Origin of the sequence: Herpetosiphon geysericola (genome assembly GCF_001306135.1) — a bacterium.
Classification (GTDB): Bacteria; Chloroflexota; Chloroflexia; order Chloroflexales; family Herpetosiphonaceae; genus Herpetosiphon; species Herpetosiphon geysericola.
The window spans coordinates 359,969-384,732 of the sequence record NZ_LGKP01000022.1 but is presented as its reverse complement, the minus strand read 5'-3'; the positions used below and the strand labels follow the sequence as shown (position 1 = coordinate 384,732).

Sequence of the window (24,764 nt, the reverse complement as noted above, 5' to 3'; positions counted from 1 at the left end):
ATCCTTGTGATTACTCGGCTACTTGGTTTTACCAACTGGGGTTGGCGTCGGAGTAGCGGTTGGTGGCACTGGCGTTGGGCCAGGAGTTGGCACTGGCACTGGTTGCGGCGTTGGCTTGGGAATATGGCTCTCGAACTCGGATAAGGTTAAATTATCGCGGTAGCTTTCGCCATATTTGCGCGCATCGCTCTCAACTGGCTGACTTTCGTACTTAGCAAAATCGCTTTCTGGGCTAATGTAATTGGCGAAATTTTCGTGCCATTCGTTGGCCATAGCTTCAGTCACATCATTAACTGGCCATTTGGGGCTTTCTTGAATCCCCATCGAGCGCAAGAATTTATCAAAGCTGCTCGGGTTGGCCAAAAGACCCATTTGACGTTGCACTTCATGACGCACTTCATGGGCCACAGTGTTCAACACGCGGTCTGCATCGCCCATGTTGTCAAGGTCGATAAAGACCCCTTGATCGTTGCGATAGCCAAACAGATCCAAGCCTGGGGGATCGGCCAAGTCGGAAACCGTGACTGGCACATGTTCGATCCCATATTCATCGCAAATTTTGTTGGAGATGCTTTGCAAAACTGCTGCTTGTTGGTCGGGAGTAAGGGTTGCCCATTTGGCATTAACCGCCGGATCAAGCCCACCGCTGCCACCACCTGCGGCAAACGCTGAACCTTCAGCAGAATAGCTGGCACCACCACCAGCGGCTCCAGCGCCACCGCCAGCAGCCCCGCCGTTGCCATCGAATTTCATCAATTTTGAGGCTTCTTCTTCTGCTTGACGAAAAGTTTGTGAAATTTGGCTGGTGAGGGTACTAGCACTGGTCAAGGCCGTTTGCAAGCGCTTGAGGGTTGGGAAAATCGCATCGTCCATCTCAGCAAAAAAGGCGACCGCCGCATCGCCTTGCCATGTACTGCGTAATTGTTGGTAGGTTTGGCGCACCATGGCTTCCATTTGGGTTTGTTGATCGTGCAGTTTTTGAAACTGCGTTGCCACCTGTCCGAGCCGTTCGTAATCGCTTTGCACGAGATCTGCTGCCATTTTGGCTCCTTGTGGTCGCCATAGCATAACGCATGGCGTAAAATAGCGGGTTTGCACTGCAAACCAAAAAAAGAGGAACGAGCAATCCTCCTAAACCAATATTAGTCACCGAAATCAATACAATAGGAACGTGGCGGCATGAGGTTGGATAGCCCGCCGCCCAACAACAGAGGTACTAATAGCTGTTTAGGAGCGATGTCGTATGCAGCATAGCCAACCAGCATAGGTTTTGTCAAGAGGCTTGACGTGCTAATTGTGAGGGATTTTTAATTTATTGCCTATCCTAAGCGCTACAAATATTTAATTATGTCAAATAAAATATCCTTAATTGAAGCCTCAGGCGGTTTAGGCAACCATTAATTGGTGCTGATTGAGAGCAACACATCGCCAGCAGGTGTGATGAAAAAGCTCCCCGGGCGAGTTGAGCCAAAGACCGGAATTGCATCGTAGCTTGGGACGGTCAACTGAAACGCATCACCATCGAAGGCAAATGCATCACGCACTGATTGGGGATACCATGGTTTAAACGTTGTTGCCTTCCATTGCGGCTTCCAACTCAATGGCTGGGCTTGAGCGCGCAATTGTTCGAGATCAGCAGCAGTAAAGCTCAAAACGGCTTCAACTTGCATATCAGTCGGGCCAGGCACCGAACGATCAGGCTGTGCGGTTAGGGTTGTAGTCGTCCACTGAACGCTGGTTGGTTGAAATGGCAAACTAACAAACGCTGCTAAACCCTCAATATCCGTCCGAACTAAGGCCGCTGCGATTGGGGTTGGCGTAGCAGTTTGGCTGGCACAGCCGCATACAATCAAGCCCAAAAGCAGGATAGCAATCAAACGCACATAGCACCCCTTTTCGATCAACGCTGCACTGATGCACTACGCTACAATAGCTACGCAGGCAAGCCTTTGTCAAGCAGCAGCCCAATAAAGACAGATGTGCTAAAATAGCAGTATTCTATCATGACAAGGAGTTTTCAAGATGAGCGATACCGATCAAGAATGGGTTGAACGTTTGGAAGCAATTCAAGCTCAGCTTGGTGATTTATATACGAATATCGAGGAATTACGCGGCATCGTGCGCGAGGCAGGCCGCAAAAACGATGCCCAAGCCTTCAACGAGCCGCTTGAGCGTTTAGCCCGTTATGGGCGTTTGTTCAGCGATATTCATGTCAGCTGGACAGCCGCCGATTAAACAGTAAAACGCCCCGCCGCACAATCTAACAACGGCGGGGCGTTTTTATGCAGCTACAACAGCCTTAGGCCTGCGATTCTTCGCTCATCCCGAGCACATTAAAGCCGCCATCAACATAAACCACTTCACCTGTCACGCCGCTGGCGAGATCGGAGCACAGCCACAAGGCCGTATTGCCCACATCTTCAATCGTGATTGCGCGGCGCATTGGGTTGGCATTGGTAAACGCCTTGTGCAAACGCCGGAAGTTGCCAATGCCCGAAGCAGAAAGCGTGCGAATTGGGCCAGCACTAATTGCATTCACCCGCAAGCCATCGGGACCAAGGTCGGCGGCCAGATAGCGCACGCTTGCTTCAAGTGCAGCCTTCGCAACACCCATCACGTTGTAGTTGGCCACCACCTTTTCGGCTCCGTAGTAGCTCAGAGTCAAAATATTGGCGTTGGGATTGAGCAATGGCAAGGCAGCTTTGGTGAGCGCGACCAACGAAAAAGCGCTAATATCCATTGCCAAGCGCCAGCCATCGCGGCTACTATCGATAAAGCGGCCAGAAAGATCTTCACGTTTGGCATAGGCCACGCTATGTACCAAAATATCAAATTGGCCAAACTCAGCGCCAAGCTTCTCAAACAAGGTCGCAATTTGTGCATCGTCGCTCACATCGCATTGCTGCACAAAACTGACGCCAAGTTGCTCGGCCAATGGGCGCACGCGCCGCTCCAAACTTTCGCCAGCATATGAAAAGGCCAATTCGGCCCCAGCTTGTTTGAGAGCTTGCGCAATGCCCCAAGCAATTGAATGATCATTGGCAATGCCAACAATTAACGCTTTTTTCCCTTTGAGCAAATCCATTATGTCTCCTGAACTAGCACATTGTTCAGCGGCACACCACCACTGGCACAAATCTTAACGGCAACAATCTGACAAAACTTGTCAATCGCCCACCAGGGCTACTTATGGTTCGCAGTGAGTTGGCTGATTGAGTTCTTGGCACACCCAATTAAGGCTCGCGGCTAAATTTTCATCGCAATAGCGCCATGTATGGCCGCCAGGCCGTTCGCGGTAAATATGCGGAATATGCTGTTGGCGTAGTGCATGATGAAATGAACGATTCTCCTCGACTAAAAAATCGTCAAGCCCACAATCAAAATGCATTGCAGGAATTGGCGCCACCAATTGGTCGATCATGCGAAAAAGGCTATATTGCTGGCGAATTGGGCTACCGACCGGCCCGAAAATCACCATATTCGAGGGATCATCGATCCAGCGCGGGGCATCAACTGCGCCACTATGGCTAAACACGGTGCTCCAATGCTGCGAATAGCCCAAGCCTAAGCGCAACGCACCATAGCCACCCATCGAAACGCCACCGATTGCCCGCCCCTCACGTTGCTTGATTGTCGTATACTGAGCATCAATAAATTGAGGCAACTCGACAGCGAGAAATTCCTCAATCTGCTGGCCACCAAGGCCATTGGCATAAAACGAGCGACCACAATGCGGCATTACCACAATTAAGCGCGTCGCAGCAATATATTGCCGGATATTCGTATAATCCAACCAGCACATATAACTATCTGACAAGCCGTGGAGCAAGGTAACAACCGGACACGCTGGCCCGTTGGCTGAATGGTCGGGCGGCACAAGCACGGCGATCGGCACAACCAGATCGAGCATCGTACTGGTGCAAGCAATGACCTCTAATTGATGCATGGTGGCTGCTCGTCTCCATCCGAGATGCTGGAACTGAGCCAAGCATACCGCAGGCTTTAGCGGCTCGTCAACTGCGCAGCGCGTCATTAGCCGCGATTTAGTTATGGAGTTAAGTCAATGTATAAGGCAGGAGAATTGGTCAAAAAGTCGATTGTTCGGGTAGATACTGGCAATATTATTGGTTCGGTCGCCGATCTGTTGGTCGATCACGCTGCCGGCCGCATTGTTGGCTTGCTTACCAACACAGGCGGTTTGTTTCGCGAGGCTACGGTGGTTGAATGGGCGCAAGTGCTGGTTTGGGCGGGCGATGTGATTTTGGTCAAAGCTGGCTGCGAAGTGCTCCGCGCCAACGCTATTCCCCATTTTCATAGCATTTTAGAGAAGAAAATTCACTTGACTGGCACGACGGCAATTGGTCGCTCTGGCAACAAATTGGGCACAATTGGCGAATTGCTGCTCGACGAAACAGGTTTAATCGTCGGCTATGTGATTACGCGCGGGGTTTTGAAGGGCGAGCGCCAATATGTGCTCAGCGCTGGCGTGGCGGGCATTGGCAGCGATGCGGTGGTGATTTACGATGAGGCCTTGCGCGATACGCTCGAAGGGCTTGAGCCAACGATCCCCGACCCAAAATTAACCATGGTTATGCCATTGACGGGCACGCGGGTGAGTGTTGAAGCCCCTACCAGCACCCCAACTCCAAGCGAACCCAAGCCGAGCCGAGCTGATGTTCAACGCTTGTCCTCGGATGAGATTGATGCTATTCTGCGCGGCGATCAACCTATTCCTGGAGCAAGTAGTGAACATTGAACCGATCGCGCCGCTTGATCAGGCGGCAATCGCGCAAGCTCAGCAACGCCAGAACCAATTGACCAAGCCCCAAGGAGCGCTTGGTCAGCTCGAAGCTTTGTCAATTCAATTGGCCGGAATTCGCCAACAATGCCCACCAACGATTCAAAAACCAATCATTATTGTGGCAGCAGCAGATCATGGGGTGACTGAATCTGGCGTGAGTGCCTATCCCTCAAGCGTTACCGCCCAAATGGTTGCCAATTTTTTGGCTGGTGGCGCAGCAGTCAGCGTCTTGGCGCGCCATGCTGGGGCCGAATTATTGATTGTTGATGCTGGAGTGCAAACCGCCATCAGCAGCAGCGCACCGAACTTTCGCAGCGAATGGCTGGGGGCTGGAACAAAGAATTTGGCAATTGAACCAGTAATGAGCCAGGCCCAAGCCCAATCTGCCCTTGCACGCGGCATTGCGCTAGCCCATGAGCTTGCCGATGCAGGCCACGATTTGATTGCGCTTGGCGAGATGGGCATTGGCAACACCACTGCCGCCGCATGTTTAACCGCAATTTATTGCCAGCAAGCAGCAGCAACGGTGACTGGCCATGGCACTGGGGTGCAATCAGAACAATATCAGCATAAAATTGCGGTTGTTGCTCAAGCAGTGGCGCGGGTTGGAGAAAATATTGACGGCTTGGGGCCATTAATCGAGGTTGGCGGCTTTGAAATTGGCATCTTAGCGGGAATTATTGTGGGTGCTGCCCAACGGCGGGTTGCAATCTTACTTGATGGTTTTATTACGACAGCTGCGGCCTTGGTGGCCCAAGCGCTAGCTCCGCAAGCAATTGAATATTGTATTGCAGCCCATTGCGGCGCCGAGCCAGGCCACCGCATTGCCCTGCAACAGCTTGGCTTGCGACCCTTGCTCCAGCTCGATTTACGGCTGGGCGAAGGCAGCGGCGCTGCGTTGGCAATCCCGTTGCTGCAAGCAGCATGCAAGATTCTTGGCGAAATGGCAACCTTTGCCAGCGCCCAAGTTGATACTGCCAACTCATAAGCGATTGGCACAAAAAAAGCCCCGCGCCCCTTGAACAGGCGCGGGGTGGGGTGAGAAGAAATTACTAGCCGTGCTTCAAACTAACAAGCTCTACCACGAAACCCCATCTTTTTTGGCATCGAAGCTATCCAAATCAAGCTCCATTGGTGGGCGCACCGCAAAATCGGTATACTCTTGTTGCTTGATTGGAGCCAAAATCGAGGCAATAACCGTGACCACTAAGCCCAGCATAATTGCCAAAAATGCCAAAGCCCCTGCTGGCGAATCATCAGCAAACAACTTCATTGGCACAACAATAAACGAGAGCACTGCTAAAACAATCACAAACAGCGTGCCAATAATTGAATAGGTACGCTTGTTGGTCAAATGGTTGTTTGACTCACTGGACATTGATCGCTCACTCCTTAACTGGTTGGTGGTTGCTACGCTCTATTTTAGCGTAACGATGGGCGCTTGTAAAACGCCGCACCCGCCAACATTGCTGTTGACGGGTGCGACTGACGTTGTTCGATTGCAGACTAGGGAAGCATGCTTAGCTTATTGTAGGCTAACATCATCAACAAAGAACGATGTCGTCAATGAGCTATCTGTTGTGGTTTCAAAGCGGATGCGCACCGTTTGGCCTGCATAGGCTGCCAAGCTCAAGCTTTCAGCGACCCAAGCGTTTTCGGTGTTGACATTTGAGCGGGTTGCCAAGGTTCCCAACAGGGTTCCGCTGGTGTTGTAGACCCGCACGCGCAGGTAGTCGTAGGCAGTCGTTGTGCCTTCGTTGCTGGTTTGATACCAGTAGAAGTTCAATGCTGAACCTGCTGGCACGGTTACGGTTTGATACAAGCCTTCGTTAGCATTGTTATAGCCACCCATATACACGCTGTAGCTACCAGTGCGTGGGCGGGTGGTATCGATCAAGCCATAGCCACCGCTCGAAGCTTGAGTCCAACCAGTTGTGCCACTTTCGAAGCCACCGTTGACGATGCTACCGCCGCCTGGAGGTGGGGTTGCGGTTGGTGGAACGACGGTTGGCGTGGTTGGTGGTGGCGTTGGGGTTGGGGTGGTTCCGCCATTGTTGACTGCGCGGTACACGTTGATCCGACCACAGGTCCAGTTGCTGCCCGTACCAGCAATCGTATCTGAGGTCGAGCAGATGCGGTCGCGAATTTGGCTATTGCTCAAGCCTTGTGAGGCCAACAAGCCAGCCAAACCAGCAACGTGCGGCGTAGCCATTGAGGTCCCGTTGATCGTGTTGTAGCCACTGTTGATCCAGGTTGAGTAGATGCTCGAACCAGGGGCAGCAACTTCAACCCACGAACCGTAGTTCGAGAACGATGAGCGAGCATCGCTTGAGGTGGTTGAGGCAACTGCAAAACAGTTGGTGTAGGCTGCTGGGTACGAGCTCGTGGTGCTTGAGGTGTTGCTGTTCCCAGCAGCACATGCCAAGAATACACCGCGGCCCCAAGCGTAATCAACAGCATTTTGCAATGCGGTCGAACCGCCACCACCAAGGCTCAAGTTGATAACTTTGGCCCCGTTGTCAGCAGCGTAGGTGATGCCGTTGGCCACACCGGCCAAGGTTCCACTACCACTGTTGTTCAACACGCGCACTGGCATCAACTTACAATTGGGACAAGTGCCAGCACCACCAGTGCTGTTATTGGTTTCTGCGGCGCTGGTGCCTGCAACGTGGGTGCCGTGGCCATTGCCGTCGGTTGGGGTTGCATCGTTGTCGATATAGTCGTAGCCAGCCACCATCTTGGCATCAAGATCAGGGTGGTTGCTTTGAATCCCAGTATCAACAACTGCAATCACAACACTGCTGCTACCTTGAGTAATATCCCAGCCAGTATATGCTTGAATGACACCCCATGCCCATTGTGAGCTTAAGCTTGGGTCATTGGGCGTAAAATTCATGGAATAAATAAAGTTTGGTTCGGCATATTCGACATTAGGATTTTGCTTCAAGCTGGCTAAGACAGCTTCGCGACCAGCAAGGGTATCGTTGCTTTTGAGGTTCGCAACTTCAATAACTTCTGCATCAAGGGCTGCAATCCGATCAATTTGCACAGCACCAATCGCTTTGAGAGCCGCTGATCGGTTGGCTTTTTCGGTTGTGGCTTTGAATTTGACCACAAATTGGCCTGCTACTGCCGGTGCAGCAACATCAACCCGATCAACAGGTTTGCCAGGGTTGCGAGTTTGACCAAATGAAGGGTTGGGCGCACTGAAGATAATAACTAGGCTGCAGATCAACACGAATGAAACAAACAGACGCTTCAAGGGTGCCTCCTCAATATGTGGGTTGCAAATTTACCATGGGCAATCCCAATACCAAACACTGGCTGGATTACCACACGAACACAGTATTGTTGCGAAGGAATCGGTGAGGTCGTTGGAAGCTTCCGAAGTCGCATGCCCCTTTCTGTGGATGAAAGATAAGTGGCCAGTCGAACAACGTCGGGTACTCATCGCGATGAGTATGCAAGATATATTAAATCATTTTAACGAAATTGTCAAAATTATTAATATTTATTTGGCATAAGTCCCAAAAGTAGGCAAAAAAACAGCCCATGATCTAAAGATCATGAGCTGTTTGGTAGTTGCTATGAGATGGTTATTTTAGAAAATGATGATCATGAAAATCCTCCCAGCTAGTGCATATGGCCTCAACACAACCAAATATAGCTGTGAATTCACAATGCCTCGTTACTCCAGCGATGAATCGCAATCATCGGTAGTGTTCCACCCTGTTTTGGGGCAGAGCAACAGTTGGACTCCGAGACCTGCACACCCTCAATCTTAGAAGATTATCACACTCATACACAAATCCTTCACAGATGTCCAGTTGCAAAAGCTCGATTGATCTAGAAGATAATGATCATGTTGGCCTCCCTCGCAATCTACAGGAAGATGATCCCGTACATTGGTCAGATTCTTATGGAGTGTCATGGTGTTAGGCAATACGCTAGCTGTAGGGTGTTTGGATGGCTTGTAAACTTTCGCTATCGATGCTGAGAACGCTCACAAGCAAACCATTGAGAATGAACCAAACTGATTCCTAGGCCGAATAGTGATGATTCATCAGAAAAATGGCTTCTACAGGCTATCGTAGGTGGGTTGTTAGGTTTATTGTACGCCGAGATCGGTTTCTTGTCAAAAATTTTAATGGTTCTTTGGTACTAAAGGGGGATAGCTACCCCCCCTCAAATCCACAAAAAGGTTTAACTGCGGCCTGCAAAGCATGACCTTAGTCCTACACCATGGGCTAGCATAGCGGTTATTATAGTACTACAGTAGCAGAAATCCGTTCAGCAAATACACCTTTAATCTATACCATTAATTTTTAGCGTCACTGTGCAAATCGCTGACACTCTATGGTCAAAAAGTGCTTATTCTAGGCAATCTGCTGCAAAAATCTGTCAACGCTCTCCTAGCGTAAGCAGCATCCCCATACTCTGTGCCAATCTGTGGCAAAACGACCTTCGTGCTCTTCGCATTCTTCGCGGTTTCTCAGCTTTGTGCGCTTCGTGGATCAAAAAACAAAAAGCCCACACCAAAGTTTCCTCAGGTGTGGGCCTCAGATTGCGAACTAAAACCACTTAGGCGGTTACATTTTTGCCAATTGCTGCCAGCATATCTTCGATGTTGGTAAATTTGACTCGTGGCCGCCCAGTCGCCGCGCCATTGGCAACCTCAATCTCGTCGAGGCGTTGCCAATCTGCAAAGGTCACATAGTTGGGCTGCCGTACCTGCACCAATTTTTCAATGCTCTCGCGATCGGCGTGGCTTGGGCTGAGCAATTGGCCAGCAGCCACATCTTCGAGCATACATTGCACGGTTTCCACCGCATCTGGTTTATTGGTGCCAATCACGCCGCTTGGCCCACGCTTGATCCAACCAGCGGTATATTCGCCAGCTTTTGGCTGTTGGCTGGTTGGGTCGATAAGTCGGCCTTTTTCATTGAGGAAGGTTCCCCAGCGTTCGTTGAATGGCACATCAACCAAGGGCGCGCCGCGGTAGCCGACCGAGCGAAACACCAAGCCGACTGGCAAATCTTCGGTCTCGCCAGTTGGGCGCGAGGCAATACTGCCTGCATCGCTGGCGTAGAGTTCGTTTTTGGCCAAGCGCAAACCAGCTACTCGCCCATCGCTATCGCCCAGCACTTCGGTTGGGCTAACCAAAAAGCGGAAGATTAAGCGGCGTTTTTTGCCTTCTGGCTGGCGTTCTGCATAGCCTTGGAGCAATTCAACTTTCTTTTGGGCTGCTTTATCGCCGCCAGCTTCCAACGCTGCACGGCTCACATCATCGAGCGCAACTTCGCTGGAAATTGCCACCACGTCTGCTTCTTCAAGCTCGCCCAATTCTTTAACTTCGGGCGTGGTGAAGGCAGCTTGGGCAGGGCCACGGCGGCCTAGCAAATACACTTCTTTAATATTGCTTTTGCTCAACGCTTCGAGCGCATGATCGGCAATATCGGTGCGGGCCAATTCTTCGTGCGAAAGACACAAAATCCGCGCCACATCAATTGCCACGTTGCCAACCCCAACCACAGCCACCCGCTCTTGCGAAAGATCGAATTGCAAATGACGATAATCGGGATGGCCGTTATACCAAGCAACAAAGGCGGTCGCCGGAAAACTATTGGTCAAATCTTCGCCAGGAATGCCCATATGGCGATCGCTTTGAGCGCCAGTAGCATATAAAATTTGATGATAATGCTCGACCAAATCGGCGTGGCTCAGATCTTTGCCATATTCAACATAACCAAAAAAGCGGAAACGTGGATTTTTGGCCACGAGATTAAAGGCCTTGGTAACCGTTTTGATCTTTTGGTGATCGGGAGCAACCCCGCCGCGCACCAAACCAAACGGCGTTGGCAAACGATCAAACATATCAACTTCAATTACCAAGTCGCTTTGTTTGAGCAAATGATCGGCTGCATAAAACGCCGATGGCCCAGAACCAATGATCGCAACCCGTAATGGCTGCGCTTCAGTTCCCACAGTTGTCATGATAACAATCCTTTGAGCGTCTAGCCCTCTTCGATAATTTGAGTTTCGAGGGTATCGAGCTTGCCTTCATATTCCCCAAGTTGGGCCTTGACAACATCGCCAATCGACACAATGCCAAGCAGAATGTCACCATCGAGAATTGGCAAATGGCGAAAGCGGCGGCTTGTCATGGTTTGGAGCACCGCTTTAAGATCATCACTGGGGCGACCGGTTATTACATTGGCCGTCATCACATGCTGCACTTGACGCTCAAAAATTGCTGGGTCTTGGGCGGCAGCCCGAATAATATCCCGCTCGGAGATAATTCCCGCAATCCGATCATCTTCAATCACCACCAACGCGCCAATGTTGTGTTCGGATAAAATCGCAACGGCTTGGCTGAGTGGTGTTTGGGGATTGATCGTATGAATGATTGGACTTTTGGTTGCAAGCACATGCTTGATCTTCATAGCGTACCTCCAATTCTATCAGCGAATGGGGACGATGTAGGGCAACGATGCCATGCTGATAGTATCATACTTATGTCGCTTGCGATAGGCAAGATCAGTGCCTACCATGCTTAACTGATAATTAATTTTGGTCACAATCGCTGATTTGAAATTGCATACGAGGTTTTATGCTCGATCCTGAGGTTTTCTCGACGCAACGTTTGGTTGCCAGCAAAATTGGCCTTGAACACATCGATTTAATCGCCGCGATGCACCAAAATCCAACCATGATGGCAACCCTTGGTGGCCTGCAAGATCGCCAACGCACCCAGCAAGGCTTGGAAACCCAAGTGCAGGATTGGCAGCAAGCAGGCTATGGCTTATGTGTATTTCACGATCGGGCTAGCGGGGCGTTTGTGGGGCGCGGCGGTTTGCGCTTGGTTCAGCTCGATAATCAGCCAGAGACCGAAATTGCCTATGCCTTATTGCCCGAATGGTGGGGCCAAGGCCTGGCAACCGAAATTGCGCGCCAAGCGCGGGCGGTGGCCTTTGCGCAATTACAGCTCGATTCGCTGGTGTTGTTCACCATGACAACGAATTATGCCTCGCAACGGGTGGCAGAAAAATTAGGCATGGTCTATGAACGCAATTTTGAGCGTGCTAACCTGCCGCATGTGCTGTTTCGCCAAACGAGACAGGCATGGGCAAATCTCGGCTAAAAAGCATGAATCCCTGCACAACTTCAGCGCAGGGATTCGTTTTTTAATCTTAGTTAGGGCAACTAGTTATCGTCGCTGGAAACCCACCATGCCAACCAAATGAGCAATGGTTGAAACGGCAAGCGCAGCCACAATAAAAATGGGCGTTGTTTGCCAAACAGTGGTGCGTTTTGCTTGAGCATCTGAATGTTGGCGGGAAAAACCGCCAAATACAAGGCCATCAAGCCTAAACCAGCTTTGCGCCGCACGCTAGGCAACAATAAACCAAGGCCACCTAAAATCTCAAACAGGCCGCTCAGATAGACCAAACTCCGTGGTCGAGGCAACGAAGGTGGTACAATTTTGACGAATGGCTTGGGATTGGTAAAGTGTAATACCCCAACGCCCAGCATAAAACTTGCAAGCAACCCACGAACGACACGTTTCATTGCACTACCCCATTGGATGGCGAATTGCTGACGAATATTGGCCAGTTACATAATGCTCTAATTGGCGTTCAATATCGCCCAGCAACGCGCTCGCGCCATAGCGAAACAGATGTGGATGCAGCCAAGCATCGCCAAGTTCTTCCTTGATCAAGGCCAGCCAATCCAATGATTGCTTAGCAGTTCGGATGCCACCAGCGGGCTTGAAGCCAACTTTATAACCAGTTTGCTCATAGTAATCGCGGATGGCGCGCACCATCACCAACGAAACTGGCAGGGTTGCATTAACTGGCTCTTTGCCAGTCGAAGTTTTGATAAAATCAGCGCCAGCTAACATACAAACCAGGCTGGCTTGGGCAATATTGCGCAAAGTGCCTAGCTCGCCAGTTGCCAAAATCGTTTTCATATGGGCTTCGCCACACGCTTCGCGAAAAAGCCGCACTTCGTCGTATAAGGCTTGCCAATCGCCATTGAGCACCAGATGGCGCGAAATCACAATATCGATTTCACTTGCGCCAGCAGCCACCGAAGCTTCAATCTCGCGCAAGCGCAGCTCCATTGGGGCCAAGCCAGCGGGGAAGGCAGTTGAGACCGCAGCAACTGGAATAGCAGTACCTTTAAGTGCTTGCACTGCGGTTTCAACAAAGGTATGGTAAACACAGACCGCACCAACCGTCAGGTTAAGGCTGCGAATCCCAAGTGCATCGACCAAATCGCCGCGAATTGGTTGGCGGGCTTTTAAACATAAACGCTGGACAGTGCCAACGGTATCATCACCAGAGAGGGTGGTTAAATCCATGCAGCTAATTGCTTTTAACAGCCAGGCTGCCTGCCAATCCTTTTTAACCGTGCGCCGATTTGGCAAAGTGCTCACGCGGCGCTCGACTGCCGAGCGATTGACGCGCAAGCTATTGACCCAGCCAAGGTCGAGCGGGCTGATGGGGTTACGTTGTTCGTGCGTCATTGCCGTGACACGCTCCACTTCGGTTTGCATAGTTCATCCTTGGGGTCGAGCCACAACCGCCCAACCCATATTGGTAGTATCAGAATTCGGTATCCACAATGCGGATTGTTGCGCTGATAATACCACAAGCGCTTGTGCTTAGTGCAAGCAAGGAGTTCATCTCGATGACTACAATTCGCCATTCGGTCGAAGCCACAGTAAGCAGAATGGTGCTACGAACGCTGCGCGAACGTGCGCAACTTGTTGGCTTGCCGCAAGCGCGCAGCGATGCCCCCCGCGCCTTAGCTGCCTTGCTTGATCAATTGATCAGCACTGTGCTGCCATTCGCTGAACTCCAACGCCAAGCGCAAGCAGCGATTGCCGCCGGAATTGGCTGTTTGGTCGTGCCGTTTGAGCAAGCAGAAGCTTGGGTTGATGCAACTGCTGGCAGTGGGCTGCGCATCGGCATTATAAGCCTTAGTCGCGAACAAACCGAGCATGCCCTGAGGCTTGGCGTCAGCGAAATTGAATTACTTGTGCCGCAGGCGATTATGCGCGAGGCTGAACAGTTTGAGGCTTGGCTAAGAGCAAATCTGCCAGGTTCCTATGATCCCAAGCCGTTGATCAAACTCAATTTAACTGCCTGCGATCAGGCCCAAATTGGGTTGCGAGCCTGTGCCCAAGCAACGACCCACGAGCTTGATTTGGTGACGGTTTCAGCAACGCTGGTCGCTGATGTGCGACGCACAATCAACGCAGCGATGGGGATTAAAGTTAATGGTGTTACTGAGCTTGGCCAAGCCCGCGAACTGTTGAGCGCTGGCTGCACCCGCTTGGAGACAGCAATGGGCTGGGATTTGTTGGCAGCAGCCCAGCAAATGAGCAACCAATGAAATATAGCCAAGGAATAATTTGGCTGATACTGCTCTTGATTGGATGTAATAGCCAGCAAGCTAATAGTATTAATCCTCAAACCAGTCAATTTCAGGCCAAAAGCTATCGTTTAACCCAACATCCAGTTCAACTAATGGTTGATTCAAGCTTGCAATTAACCTGTGTTGGAAGCAATGGTGGAAGTATAATTTCGTTCAAACTGACTGATCAGATTGTAGAATGCCAGCGTGAAGAGCGCTTTTCGGAGCAGCAAGCAGGGACTTTTTATGGTGGCTATGTCCTTGATCTCCAAGCAAGTCGCATCCATTTAGTAATGAGCGATGGGAGCACAAGAGATTTTGATATCAAACCGCAGCAAGGATTTTTTGGGGTAGTCATCCCAAATGATCGTGAATTACAATTAATTCAATTGTTTGATCAAAATAATATGCTCATTTGGCAGCGTTAACATTCTTATTGCAAGATACTATCGATTATCCGCTGCACCCGCTAAAATTTGCTTGCTGAATAGCCATGTTTTTCGCACAACACCCAACCTGCTTTATAGAGCAGCTAAAAATGTAGGCGTGGTTTGACATAGGCCTAGGCAGGTGCTATACTGGGCGGTCGATGCCCCGTGGTGGGCATGCTTTTTTTGCTGCAATTTTTCGCTGGGGTCAATCAACCAGCTGGCTGATTGAACACCAATTGATTCTGACTGTTCGCGGCATTGGGGCGGCAATGCCATAGCTAGTTAGGCTAGAACACGCTCACGGTATAGTAGACGTGAGAACCGTCAAAACTCGGTATTTCCAAGATTTTTGGAGGAATTGAATGCCAACGATCAACCAGTTGATCCGCAAGCCCCGTAAACCTGTGGTTAAAAAGACCAAGGCACCTGCGCTGCGTTTCATCTACAACTCGCTGAAGGGCAAGCTTACCCGCGGCAGCGGCGCACCCCAAAAGCGTGGTGTTTGTACGCAAGTTAAGACCATGACCCCCAAGAAGCCAAACTCGGCGTTGCGCAAAGTGGCACGGGTTCGCTTGTCGAATCAAATGGAAGTGACCGCCTACATCCCAGGTGAAGGTCACAACTTGCAAGAACACTCAGTGGTCTTGATTCGCGGTGGTCGGGTAAAAGACTTGCCAGGCGTGCGCTACCACATTGTGCGCGGTACCTTGGACTCACAAGGTGTCAACAACCGCAAGCAAGGTCGCTCGAAGTACGGCACCAAGAAGAACGCTCAAGTTGCAACGGGCAAGAAGAAAAAATAAGGTAGGGTAAAATACAATGCCACGACGACGAAAAATTGCCAAGCGTATTGTGCCTGGTGATCCAATTCACAACAGCATACACGTGCAAATGTTGATCAACAAGGTCATGATGCACGGTAAAAAAAGTGTCGCTGAAAACATCGTGTATCGCGCCTTAGACGTTGCTTCACAGCGCTTGAACCGCGAAGCAGTTGAGTTGTTCGAACAAGTGTTGCGCAACTCAAGCCCTACCATCGAAGTTCGCCCAAAGCGCGTCGGTGGTTCAACTTATCAAGTGCCAGTCGAAGTTAAAAGCGACCGCCGGATTGCCTTGGCAATTCGTTGGTTGTTGACCGCAGCTCGCGCTCGCAGTGGCAAACCAATGCACGAACGCTTGGCGCTCGAATTGGTCGATGCCTTCAACAACACTGGTGCAACCGTCAAGCGTCGTGAAGAAGTTCACCGTATGGCTGAAGCCAACCGCGCCTTCTCACACTACGCTCGCTTCTAAAGTTTATGGCCACCCCTCACGACCAGCGTCGTGAACAATTGGGTCGGTGACCAGAGCGGCTAGACGCGAGTTTAGCCGCTTTTTGCCTGCATACTTATGGTACAATACAACGTCACCGCCGTGCAGGCTGTCACCAACTAATACTAACCATGTAACGGAGTAAGGAATGCCTCGCTCGACACCACTCGACAGAGTACGCAATATTGGGATTATTGCCCACATTGACGCAGGGAAAACGACTACCACCGAACGGATTTTGTTCTATACCGGTCGTAACTATAAGATCGGTGAAGTCCACGAAGGCGCTGCCACCATGGACTGGATGGAACAAGAGCGCGAACGTGGGATCACGATTACCGCTGCTGCTACCACCGCTCACTGGGAATATGCTGAGCAACGCTATCAAATTAATATTATTGACACGCCTGGCCACGTGGACTTTACCGCTGAAGTAGAGCGCTCATTGCGCGTGCTCGACGGTGGCGTAGTGGTGTTCGACGCAGTGGCCGGTGTGGAGCCACAATCAGAAACGGTGTGGCGCCAAGCTGATAAATATAGCGTGCCTCGGATTTGTTTTGTCAACAAAATGGACCGCATGGGCGCAAACTTCGACCGTACCGTCAGCATGATTGTTGATCGCCTTGGCGCTAAGCCAGTGCCGATCCAATTGCCAATCGGGGCCGAAGATCGCTTCCAAGGCATCATCGATTTGATGGAAAACAAAGCTATCTTCTATATGGACGATGTTGGTAAAGTTCAAGAAGAACGCGAAATTCCTGCTGAATTGGCTGAAAAAGCCAAAGCAGCCCGCGATTATATGCTCGAAGCAATCGCCGAAACCGACGATGAGTTGATGATGCTCTATCTCGAAGGCGAAGAATTGCAAGTGCCAGAATTGCGCCGCGCCCTGCGCGCTGCCACCATCGGCAACAAATTGGTACCAGTCTTGTGTGGTTCAGCCTTGAAGAACAAGGGCGTGCAACGCATGCTCGATGCTGTTGTGTTGCTATTGCCTTCACCATTGGAAATTCCAGTGACCAAGGCTGTGCGCCCAGGCGTTGATTCAGAAGCTGAAGACGCAGAGTTCATCGAGCGCCCAGCAGACGAAAATGCACCGTTCACTGGCTTGGTCTTCAAAATTATGGCTGACCCATTCGTGGGTAAGTTGGCCTACTTCCGCGTTTACTCAGGTAAGCTCGAAACTGGCTCATACGTTTTGAACACCACCAAGAACAAGCGCGAACGGGTTGGCCGCTTGCTGCAAATGCACGCTAACCACCGCGAAGAAATCAAGGAAGTGTACGCAGGCGATATTGCTGCTGTGGTGGGTCCAAAGGATACCTTCACTGGCGATACCATCTGTTCACCAGATGATCCAGTGGTTTTGGAAAGTATCAAGTTCCCAGAACCAGTTATCTCGGTGGCGATCGAGCCAAAAACCAAGGCCGACCAAGACAAGATGTCGATTGCACTCTCACGCTTGGCTGAAGAAGATCCAACCTTCCGCTTGAACACCGATGTCGAAACTGGCCAAACGATCATCCGCGGGATGGGCGAATTGCACTTGGAAGTTATCGTCGACCGCATGATGCGCGAATTCAAGGTTGAAGCCAACGTTGGTAAGCCTCAAGTGGCCTACCGCGAAAGCATCACCAAGAGCGTCGATATCGATAGCAAGTTCGTGCGCCAATCGGGCGGTAAAGGTCAATACGGCCACGTTAAAGTCAAGTTCGAGCCATCAGGCGAAGGCGAAGGCTATATCTTCGTCAATGGTATCGTTGGTGGGGTTGTACCTCGCGAATACGTACCAGCAGTCGAAGCAGGTATCCGCGAAGCCATGGAAACTGGCGTTATCGCTGGCTACCCAGTGGTCGATGTCAAAGCAACCTTGTTCGACGGCTCATACCACGACGTTGACTCGTCGGAAATGGCCTTCAAGATTGCCGCTTCAATGGCCTTGAAGGACGGCGTTCGCCGTGGCGGCCCTCAAATCTTGGAACCAATCATGAAGATCGAAGTGATTGTGCCCGAAGATTACATGGGTAGTGTCATCGGTGACGTCAACAGTCGCCGTGGCCGGATCGAAGGTATGGAAGCTCGCGGTAACGCTCAAGTCGTGCGTGGCTTCGTGCCATTGGCCAACATGTTTGGTTATGTCAACGATTTGCGCTCACAAACCCAAGGCCGCGCCACCTACTCGATGGAATTCCATCACTACGAGCCAATTCCACGCAACTTGCAAGAAGAATTGGTCGAAAAAGCTCGCAGCTAAACCCTGCTACAAAGCACAACAAATGGGTCGATTGGGTATACCAATCGGCCCATTTTCTTTTAACTTTTTTGTGCGTATAATAAAGCACACAGATGCAATCCTGCTTCCAGCAATCCGGAGCCAACTCCATGATCCGAATTACTCAACGCCAAGCAATTCTTGCCCTTTTAGTGCTGTTAAATATCACAACTGCCGCAATTGATGTAGTGCTTGGCCTGCGCAATGGCTGGCAAGAACCCCTCTTGATGGGCAGCATTTTGCTGGTGCTGATTGGAATTAGCGTTGCCTATTGGCGCGGCATCGAGTGGAGTCGCTGGTTAATGGTTGGCTTTGTGACGATTATCTGCGCAGTCTTTGTCGATAAAACCCAGCCAGTCAGCCTCATGACCCTGATCCCGCCGTTAATGGCCTTGATTATGGGTTCTTCAACGGCTGTGATTATCAGCGCCGTTGTTGGCTATGGGGGCATTTTAGTCCGATCGAATTTCGATGGAGTCTATGCAGCAGTCGATAATCTGGTTGCCTATGGCCTGATCGTTGCCGCAATGGTGCTGATTCGCACCATCAATGAAACAAATTTGTTGGCCCTACGCGAAACTATCAGTAAATCCGATGGCGAGCAGCGCCGAATCAAAGCGCAATCAACGTTAATGCGCAACCAAGCAGATGCCTTGCTCAAGCAAAATCAGGAGCAACAACGCCTGTTTACCTTGGTCGAAACCCTCGAAACTCCAGCAGTGACGATTGCCGCCAATGTGTTGTTGGCGCCGCTCGTCGGCGCACTCGATACCAAACGAATTGAGCACATTCAAAAACGCTTGCTGGCAACTATCCATCGCCAACGCACCCGCCTGCTCATTCTGGATATGGCAGGGGTGCGCGAGCTGGCCAATGATGCTGCCGAACATGTGCTGCTCATGATTCAGGCAATTCGGCTGCTTGGCTGCGATGTTACCGTTACCAGCGCTTCAGCAGAAATTGCCATGCAATTCGGCGATCTTGGAGTCGATCGCGAGTTGTTCAAAACCGCCCAAACCCCCCAAATTGCGCTTGAACAGAGCGTTTATAGCTTGAGGAAGCACTAATTTGACAAGTAACTCAGTGTATGCTATTATACATAGGTCAACGCGGGGTGGAGCAGTGGTAGCTCGTCGGGCTCATAACCCGAAGGTCAGAGGTTCGAATCCTCTCCCCGCAACCACAACTAAAGATTTGAGCGGCTTGCTTATACCAAGCCGCTCATTCTGTGCCGATGTAGCTCAGGGGTTAGAGCGAACGACTCATAATCGTTAGGTCACTGGTTCAATTCCAGTCATCGGCACCATTTTTTATTTTAGGCCCCAAAGTTTCTTCTTCTCACTCAATCCTCTCAGCTTCCTATCAGATTCCCACAAGTCAGGTTTCAGTCAGCGTATAGCCAAAATCAGCTTAGCTTTGCGTACAATCGTCGCGTTAGTCTTGATGTAGAAAGGACCAGCGATGAAATGGTTATGGCGCATTGGTATTGTGATTTTGAGCCTCGGCTTTATACTTCGGCCTGCATCCGCCCAACAAAATCAAATCAGTAGCCGCGATATTGTGAGCGAGCATGCGATTACGCAGCTTAAACTTGATGGCAATTGGCTTGCATGGCGCACTTGGCGCACAGATTTCGTCAATTACACAAGCGAATTAATGCTAACCAATCTCACGACCGGAACTAGCATTAGCCTTGGCAGTGTGCAAAATCAAACCTATGATTTCTTTATTGCAAATGGTCGAGTAATCTGGCGCGATAATCAACATGTCTATCAGTATGAACTGGCGACCCAAACCAAGAGCATTTTGCAAGTGCCACATCAAGAAAACCACATGCGTTGGACGGTTGCTGGCGATTGGTTGATTTGGTTGGAACTAGAAGGAGCACCACCTGCAATCAGCAACCAAATCTGGAAATGGCATCTGGCTGGCAATCAGGCTCCCATGTTGGTTGGCAGCGAAGTAGCCACAATTTATGGCACTGATTCGTTGCAAAGCGATGGGGAAATTGTTAGCTGGGCGTATGCCACCCATATTGCGAATAAATATAGTGCCTGCGCGGAAATCCATTATCTTGCCTTGGATGGCTCACAAGCTCCCCAAAAATTAAGCGAATCTGTTTGTAATATGGGGATTAAACAAAATTTATTGCTCAATAAAAGCTTTTATTATTGCAACGACAGGCATTTATATGCTCGAAGCTTAGCAAATAGCGAAACATTAATCCAAGCAAATAACTGTCGTTTTGATGCGCTCTATGGCTTCGCTGGCAGTGGCAATTTCTTGGTAGCGCTCAATTTTGATGAACAGGCGACTGCTGAGCTGAACCTCGTTGGGGTTGATATTCGGCAAAAAAGCATGTTTACAATCGATCGCTTTGGCTATAGCGATAGTAATCGTCCATTGATTACGATCAATAATTCGCTGGTAGCCTGGAGCGATACTCGCGGTGCCAAACCAGTGATTCATGTGCGGCCACTCGCTGAGGTCATGCCAACTGCGCCGCGCCAAGCAAATGATCCTTTGCTCGCGAATCGCAGCTATTACCCTGAAAGCATGCACTCGCTTGGCGGTTTATTTGAGCAATATTGGCAAAAAAATGGCGGCTTGGCAGTGTTTGGCTATCCTCAAAGCGAAGAATTTAGCCAAGTTAATGCAGATACTGGCAAAACCTACACGGTGCAGTTTCTCGAACGCCAGCGCTACGAGCACCACCCTGAGTTGGCAGGCACGCCATATGAGGTTTCGTTGGGTCGCTTAGGCGCTGAACGCTTGGTAACGCTCAATCGCAATTGGCAAACCGAAGGTGATAGCTCAGCTGGCGCCGAACAATTGCCTGGTCAATGCCAACATTTTGCCACCACCGATCGCAAGCTTTGCGGCGCATTTCTGAGCTATTGGCAAAACCATGGCCTCGATTTAGGCGAACCTGGGATTAGTTACGCTGAATCATTAGCCTTGTTTGGCTTGCCGCTTACTGCTCCGCACATGGAAACCAATCCTGATGGTGATCGGGTGCTGACCCAATGGTTTGAGCGCGCCCGCTTTGAATGGCATCCAGATAATCCTGCTGAATTCAAAGTGCAACTTGGGCGTTTGGCTGCCGAACAAATCCCTAACCTAGGTTGGTAATAAGCCTTATCAGTCGTCGCCCTTGAACAAACCAAGGGCGACGGCTTTTTTATTTGCTGGTCAGGCCGCTACAATTGGGGTCGCCACAAGCACACTGGTTGGTTGGCTGCTTACGGCGCAAAAACAATAATGGAATTGCACATGGAATCAGACAAGCAAGCAGCATGACGATTGGCGTTGCGCCTGCCAATAATCCACCCAACGCGCTGCGCTCAAAAAAGAATACGCCAAGCATAACCCCCGCAATCAGCAATAAACCAACTTTGCTGCGCAGCAAACCAAAACACTCTTGCAACAGTTTCATCAAATACTCCTTTATAACCTGACAGGGATACGCTATCATGTGAAGTGCACTTTAAGTCAAGCAGGAGTTTTGACCAATGCAAGGATTATCAATTGGCGAGGTCGCAGCCCAAACCGGCCTTCAAACGTCAGCAATTCGTTATTACGAGCAGATGGGGTTAATTCCCAAGCCGCAGCGCCATAATACCCGCCGCCGCTATGATCCAAGTGTGTTGCAATGGATTAGCTTGATCAATTTGGCTCGCAAAGCTGGTTTTTCGATTGCTGAAGTTCAAACATTAATTCATGGATTTGAAGCTGCTACACCGCCCTCAGAGCGCTGGCAAACCATGGCCAGCAACAAACTCGTCCAAGTTGCCCAGCAAATGCAGGTCTTACAGCAAATGCAAGCATTGCTCACATATGGGATGCAATGCCAATGCTTGCGGCTCGAAGATTGTCGCATTAGCAACGAACAGGGCTGTAACGAAGGTTGGGCAGGCGAAGGTTGAGCGCCGATCTAAAAAGCGCTGCTCAATCGATGATCAGGCAGCGCTACCAAGCTTTACTTTGCGTCGTCGATGGCGCTTTGTAAGGCGCTTTGGCTGAGGGTCGCAACAGGCTTGCCATTGACAAAGAAGCTGGGGGTGCCGCGCACGTTCAGCGCTTGCGCATCAGCATTATCACGCTCGATCTTCTGCATAATCACTGGGTCGCTCAGATCTTTGGCAAATTTGTCGCCATCAAGCCCCAACTCTTGGGCATATTGCAGCATCAGCGCAGTTTGGGGAGTTCGTTTTTCGCCCCACTCGCTTTGCTTGCTGAACAACAACTCTTGCATTTCCCAATATTTGCCTTGATTGCCAGCAGCTTCGGTGGCGGCAATCGCCAAAACCGAGTTGTTGTGCAAGGGGAAGTAGCGCACCACTAAGCGCACATTATCGCCATTTTGGGCCAGCACATCTTTGACAATTGGATAGAAGGCGCGGCAGGATTCACACTCAGGATCAAGAAACTCAACCACCGTTACAGGCGCATCATTCTTACCCAAAACAGGGCTATCGGCATAAATCAAGCGCGAAATATCGACTGGCTGGGAAGAATTAGCTCCAGTTTGGGTCAACATCACCACAGCCACAATCACCAAAACTGGAATACTCAACCAGAGCAACATTTTAACTTCACGGGGCAAACCCCCTTGCGGCTTGCGGGTGCGGCTTTGGCGTTTTTTATTGCTAGCAATCGATTTACTCATGATCAAGCTCCTTCGCTGGTTTAACAAATAACAAAGCAACGGTAATGATACTGAAGGCGACCCAGGCTAAAAGGGGAATCGTAATAAAGCCATACCAATTGATCCAACGGGCAAGGCACGAAACCCCAGCGCTGCACGGCGCAAGTTCAGCTGAAATGACGCCATAGGTCAGCAAACAGTGATAGCTGGCGATGAGCCAACCGCCAACGCTCAACGGCAACGCATACCAACGCATTGCCGAATCGCGGCGGATGATCCCCACAGTGAGAATTGCCACCAAGGGATACATAAAAATCCGTTGATACCAGCACAAATTACACGGCGGAAAGCCCTTGATTTCGCTAAAATAGAGGCTGCCAAGGGTGGCAACTACCGCCTGAAGCCAAGCTAAATAGCCAAGATTTTGACGGACACGCTGTCCAAATGAACTAATCGTTCGATCATCAGCATCGTGAAGATCCGATGATTCAATCGCTGAGGGTTGCATATTATCCTTCTTTGGTTATTTTTCGAGCACACAGATCGATCAGATCAGCCGATGCTACGGCAGATTGACCATTAACCACGATCTTGAAGGATTAAATGGCTTTCGGAGGGGGCACAATGAGGGCTAAACTTGGCGAACGATAGTGCACCGGATCAGGCATCCAATGCAGTTGATCAGCCACAAGGATTAACTCAAATTGCTCGGAAGCCAGCAAAAACGGAGCTGCATGGCTAACACAGGCATCACTTGGCGATTTTGCTGGCGTAGAGATCGGCTGTTCGCTATGATGCTCATCAGCAAAACCTTGGCTGACTTGGGTCGCACACGGATATTGATAACTCATCAACATCCGCGGTTGGCATGGCGCAAGCACCAACGGAATCAGCAGCAACACAATGGTGCTGAGCCACGTCATAGTGCGTAAAATGTGCAATTCATGGGCCATACAAGCAACCTACAATCCTTTTCGTTAACTATACTATACCAAAATCGGCTTAAAAGGCCAAATTTGGCGTTTGCCAGCGAGTTTGCTATAGTACAGATTGTGGTTAACTGGGCGGAACAAACATGGCATACGAACAATCATTTTTGGGCTATTGCTGGCTCAGCAGCTTAATTGTGCTGATTCTGCTACCAATTGGCCAAGCCAATCAACCCCAGCCAAATATGCGCTGGTGGTTCTACCCATGTATGCCGCAGTTAAACGACGAGCCGCAATCAAGCTCCGAAGTGCCGCTGTCGTTGCCACTCAATCCAATCGCCGACCACATGTATAACCCATTAAGTTGGCATCTACCAAGTAATTTGCCCAATTTAAGCCCACTCAAACAACGTTGGCGCTATTGGGAAACGCCGCTTTTGCGCTATGCAATGTGGTTTCACCCGCAATACGTACCACCCCCAAAAACTCTTTAATCATTTCAAGCGTCGAATGATTGGCCCAATGCCCACTGCTGTGGGGTATTTAATATTTTTGAGGTTTTGCAATGTTATTCCGTTATGGGCAATTAATCCTGCTTAGTTTAATGTTCCTTAGTTTACTCGGCTGTAGCCGCACGCCAAGCGACGACCCTCGCTTGCTGATGAGCCTTGAGCAAACGCCAAATGCAATGGGTATCCAAACCATTGTTTTGGTGATTAACGATGGCTCAACGCCGCTCGACAATGCCAAAGTCCAAATCGAAGCAACCATGACCCACGCTGGGATGCCATCGCAAATTGTCCAAATGCAGGCGCTTGGCGCAGGCAAATATCAGGCGAGCATTGATTTTTCGATGCTTGGAGAATGGGTCTTGATTGTGAATGTAACTGAGGCCAATGGCGCAGTGATGCAACGAACCTTACCAGCCTTCAACATTCAATAACCCAAG

General features: G+C 50.3%; 28 protein-coding genes and 2 tRNA genes. 16 read left to right on the top strand and 14 right to left on the bottom strand.

Annotated elements, in window-relative coordinates:
- Positions 1 to 18: 18 nt before the first annotated feature.
- A complete protein-coding gene (locus tag SE18_RS14545; RefSeq protein ID WP_054535189.1) occupies positions 19 to 1,041 on the bottom strand; it encodes a WXG100 family type VII secretion target in 1,023 nt (340 codons plus the stop codon).
- Positions 1,042 to 1,397: 356 nt separating this feature from the next.
- Complete coding sequence (locus tag SE18_RS14540; protein WP_054535188.1) at positions 1,398 to 1,883, bottom strand: hypothetical protein; 486 nt, start codon at positions 1,881 to 1,883, stop codon at positions 1,398 to 1,400.
- A gap of 139 nt (positions 1,884 to 2,022) precedes the next feature.
- Between SE18_RS14540 and SE18_RS14535 the strand changes: the two genes are divergently transcribed.
- Entirely contained in the window at positions 2,023 to 2,235 is a 213-nt protein-coding gene (locus SE18_RS14535; protein ID WP_054535187.1) for a hypothetical protein, read from the top strand.
- 64 nt (positions 2,236 to 2,299) lie between these two features.
- Here SE18_RS14535 and SE18_RS14530 read toward each other — a convergent pair whose 3' ends face one another.
- Together SE18_RS14530 and SE18_RS14525 are read right to left on the bottom strand one after the other, a co-directional pair.
- Positions 2,300 to 3,085 (bottom strand): enoyl-ACP reductase FabI, encoded by a 786-nt coding sequence (locus tag SE18_RS14530; RefSeq protein WP_054535186.1) that lies wholly within the window; start codon positions 3,083 to 3,085, stop codon positions 2,300 to 2,302.
- A gap of 102 nt (positions 3,086 to 3,187) precedes the next feature.
- Positions 3,188 to 3,946 (bottom strand): alpha/beta hydrolase, encoded by a 759-nt coding sequence (locus SE18_RS14525; RefSeq protein WP_054535185.1) that lies wholly within the window; start codon positions 3,944 to 3,946, stop codon positions 3,188 to 3,190.
- A 117-nt stretch (positions 3,947 to 4,063) separates the two neighbouring features.
- On the opposite strand from SE18_RS14525, the gene SE18_RS14520 reads away from it, so the two are divergent.
- Both SE18_RS14520 and cobT read left to right on the top strand, forming a co-directional pair.
- A complete protein-coding gene (locus tag SE18_RS14520; RefSeq protein ID WP_054535184.1) occupies positions 4,064 to 4,756 on the top strand; it encodes a PRC-barrel domain-containing protein in 693 nt (230 codons plus the stop codon).
- On the top strand, positions 4,746 to 5,789 hold the full coding sequence (gene cobT, locus SE18_RS14515; RefSeq protein ID WP_236706876.1) for a nicotinate-nucleotide--dimethylbenzimidazole phosphoribosyltransferase: 1,044 nt from the start codon (positions 4,746 to 4,748) through the stop codon (positions 5,787 to 5,789). The genes SE18_RS14520 and cobT overlap by 11 nt, the downstream gene beginning before the upstream one ends.
- A gap of 90 nt (positions 5,790 to 5,879) precedes the next feature.
- On the opposite strand, the gene SE18_RS14510 is transcribed toward cobT, so the two are convergent.
- The 4 genes from SE18_RS14510 to SE18_RS14495 form a co-directional block, all read right to left on the bottom strand.
- Complete coding sequence (locus SE18_RS14510; protein WP_054535183.1) at positions 5,880 to 6,179, bottom strand: hypothetical protein; 300 nt, start codon at positions 6,177 to 6,179, stop codon at positions 5,880 to 5,882.
- Between the two features lie 147 nt (positions 6,180 to 6,326).
- Positions 6,327 to 8,063, bottom strand: a complete 1,737-nt coding sequence (locus SE18_RS14505) for a S8 family peptidase (protein WP_054535182.1) — start codon at positions 8,061 to 8,063, stop codon at positions 6,327 to 6,329.
- Positions 8,064 to 9,382: 1,319 nt separating this feature from the next.
- Positions 9,383 to 10,795 (bottom strand): FAD-dependent oxidoreductase, encoded by a 1,413-nt coding sequence (locus SE18_RS14500; RefSeq protein ID WP_054535181.1) that lies wholly within the window; start codon positions 10,793 to 10,795, stop codon positions 9,383 to 9,385.
- Between the two features lie 20 nt (positions 10,796 to 10,815).
- The gene (locus SE18_RS14495) at positions 10,816 to 11,244 is read right to left on the bottom strand and encodes a CBS domain-containing protein (RefSeq protein ID WP_054535180.1); all 429 of its coding nucleotides are present in this window, start codon (positions 11,242 to 11,244) and stop codon (positions 10,816 to 10,818) included.
- Between the two features lie 167 nt (positions 11,245 to 11,411).
- On the opposite strand from SE18_RS14495, the gene SE18_RS14490 reads away from it, so the two are divergent.
- The gene (locus SE18_RS14490) at positions 11,412 to 11,942 is read left to right on the top strand and encodes a GNAT family N-acetyltransferase (protein ID WP_054535179.1); all 531 of its coding nucleotides are present in this window, start codon (positions 11,412 to 11,414) and stop codon (positions 11,940 to 11,942) included.
- Between the two features lie 62 nt (positions 11,943 to 12,004).
- Here SE18_RS14490 and SE18_RS14485 read toward each other — a convergent pair whose 3' ends face one another.
- A complete protein-coding gene (locus tag SE18_RS14485; RefSeq protein ID WP_054535178.1) occupies positions 12,005 to 12,370 on the bottom strand; it encodes a DoxX family protein in 366 nt (121 codons plus the stop codon).
- Between the two features lie 4 nt (positions 12,371 to 12,374).
- Positions 12,375 to 13,361, bottom strand: a complete 987-nt coding sequence (gene deoC, locus SE18_RS14480) for a deoxyribose-phosphate aldolase (RefSeq protein ID WP_054535177.1) — start codon at positions 13,359 to 13,361, stop codon at positions 12,375 to 12,377.
- 134 nt (positions 13,362 to 13,495) lie between these two features.
- Between deoC and SE18_RS14475 the strand changes: the two genes are divergently transcribed.
- From SE18_RS14475 to SE18_RS14435, 9 genes are all read left to right on the top strand, one after another.
- Positions 13,496 to 14,203: a hypothetical protein gene (locus tag SE18_RS14475; protein ID WP_054535176.1), complete on the top strand. Its 708-nt coding sequence runs from the start codon at positions 13,496 to 13,498 to the stop codon at positions 14,201 to 14,203.
- Positions 14,200 to 14,652, top strand: a complete 453-nt coding sequence (locus SE18_RS14470; RefSeq protein ID WP_054535175.1) for a hypothetical protein — start codon at positions 14,200 to 14,202, stop codon at positions 14,650 to 14,652. The genes SE18_RS14475 and SE18_RS14470 overlap by 4 nt, the downstream gene beginning before the upstream one ends.
- 365 nt (positions 14,653 to 15,017) lie before the next feature.
- Complete coding sequence (gene rpsL, locus SE18_RS14465; RefSeq protein ID WP_054535174.1) at positions 15,018 to 15,458, top strand: 30S ribosomal protein S12; 441 nt, start codon at positions 15,018 to 15,020, stop codon at positions 15,456 to 15,458.
- A 16-nt stretch (positions 15,459 to 15,474) separates the two neighbouring features.
- The gene (gene rpsG, locus SE18_RS14460) at positions 15,475 to 15,948 is read left to right on the top strand and encodes a 30S ribosomal protein S7 (protein ID WP_054535173.1); all 474 of its coding nucleotides are present in this window, start codon (positions 15,475 to 15,477) and stop codon (positions 15,946 to 15,948) included.
- A 166-nt stretch (positions 15,949 to 16,114) separates the two neighbouring features.
- Positions 16,115 to 18,220 (top strand): elongation factor G, encoded by a 2,106-nt coding sequence (gene fusA, locus SE18_RS14455; RefSeq protein WP_054535172.1) that lies wholly within the window; start codon positions 16,115 to 16,117, stop codon positions 18,218 to 18,220.
- Between the two features lie 128 nt (positions 18,221 to 18,348).
- The gene (locus SE18_RS14450; RefSeq protein WP_054535171.1) at positions 18,349 to 19,305 is read left to right on the top strand and encodes an STAS domain-containing protein; all 957 of its coding nucleotides are present in this window, start codon (positions 18,349 to 18,351) and stop codon (positions 19,303 to 19,305) included.
- A 41-nt stretch (positions 19,306 to 19,346) separates the two neighbouring features.
- Positions 19,347 to 19,421 (top strand) — tRNA-Met (locus tag SE18_RS14445).
- A 47-nt stretch (positions 19,422 to 19,468) separates the two neighbouring features.
- Positions 19,469 to 19,544: transfer RNA gene (locus SE18_RS14440), tRNA-Met, on the top strand.
- A 155-nt stretch (positions 19,545 to 19,699) separates the two neighbouring features.
- Positions 19,700 to 21,370, top strand: coding sequence for a hypothetical protein (locus tag SE18_RS14435; protein ID WP_054535170.1), 1,671 nt, complete (start codon positions 19,700 to 19,702; stop codon positions 21,368 to 21,370).
- A gap of 49 nt (positions 21,371 to 21,419) precedes the next feature.
- On the opposite strand, the gene SE18_RS14430 is transcribed toward SE18_RS14435, so the two are convergent.
- Entirely contained in the window at positions 21,420 to 21,674 is a 255-nt protein-coding gene (locus tag SE18_RS14430) for a hypothetical protein (protein ID WP_054535169.1), read from the bottom strand.
- Positions 21,675 to 21,750: 76 nt separating this feature from the next.
- On the opposite strand from SE18_RS14430, the gene SE18_RS14425 reads away from it, so the two are divergent.
- A complete protein-coding gene (locus SE18_RS14425; RefSeq protein ID WP_054535168.1) occupies positions 21,751 to 22,164 on the top strand; it encodes a MerR family transcriptional regulator in 414 nt (137 codons plus the stop codon).
- Between the two features lie 53 nt (positions 22,165 to 22,217).
- Here the strand turns inward: SE18_RS14425 and SE18_RS14420 are convergent, their stop codons facing one another.
- From SE18_RS14420 to SE18_RS14410, 3 genes are all read right to left on the bottom strand, one after another.
- Positions 22,218 to 22,907: a DsbA family protein gene (locus tag SE18_RS14420; RefSeq protein WP_054535167.1), complete on the bottom strand. Its 690-nt coding sequence runs from the start codon at positions 22,905 to 22,907 to the stop codon at positions 22,218 to 22,220.
- Positions 22,900 to 23,394 carry a disulfide oxidoreductase gene (locus tag SE18_RS14415; protein WP_083469912.1) on the bottom strand — a complete coding sequence of 165 codons (495 nt, stop codon included), beginning with the start codon at positions 23,392 to 23,394 and terminating at the stop codon, positions 22,900 to 22,902. The genes SE18_RS14420 and SE18_RS14415 overlap by 8 nt, the downstream gene beginning before the upstream one ends.
- Before the next feature lie 91 nt (positions 23,395 to 23,485).
- On the bottom strand, positions 23,486 to 23,839 hold the full coding sequence (locus SE18_RS14410) for a hypothetical protein (protein ID WP_054535166.1): 354 nt from the start codon (positions 23,837 to 23,839) through the stop codon (positions 23,486 to 23,488).
- Between the two features lie 122 nt (positions 23,840 to 23,961).
- Here SE18_RS14410 and SE18_RS14405 point away from each other — a divergent pair, with 122 nt between their 5' ends.
- Complete coding sequence (locus tag SE18_RS14405; RefSeq protein WP_054535165.1) at positions 23,962 to 24,309, top strand: hypothetical protein; 348 nt, start codon at positions 23,962 to 23,964, stop codon at positions 24,307 to 24,309.
- A gap of 71 nt (positions 24,310 to 24,380) precedes the next feature.
- Complete coding sequence (locus SE18_RS14400; RefSeq protein ID WP_054535164.1) at positions 24,381 to 24,758, top strand: FixH family protein; 378 nt, start codon at positions 24,381 to 24,383, stop codon at positions 24,756 to 24,758.
- The last annotated feature ends 6 nt before the right edge of the window (positions 24,759 to 24,764 follow it).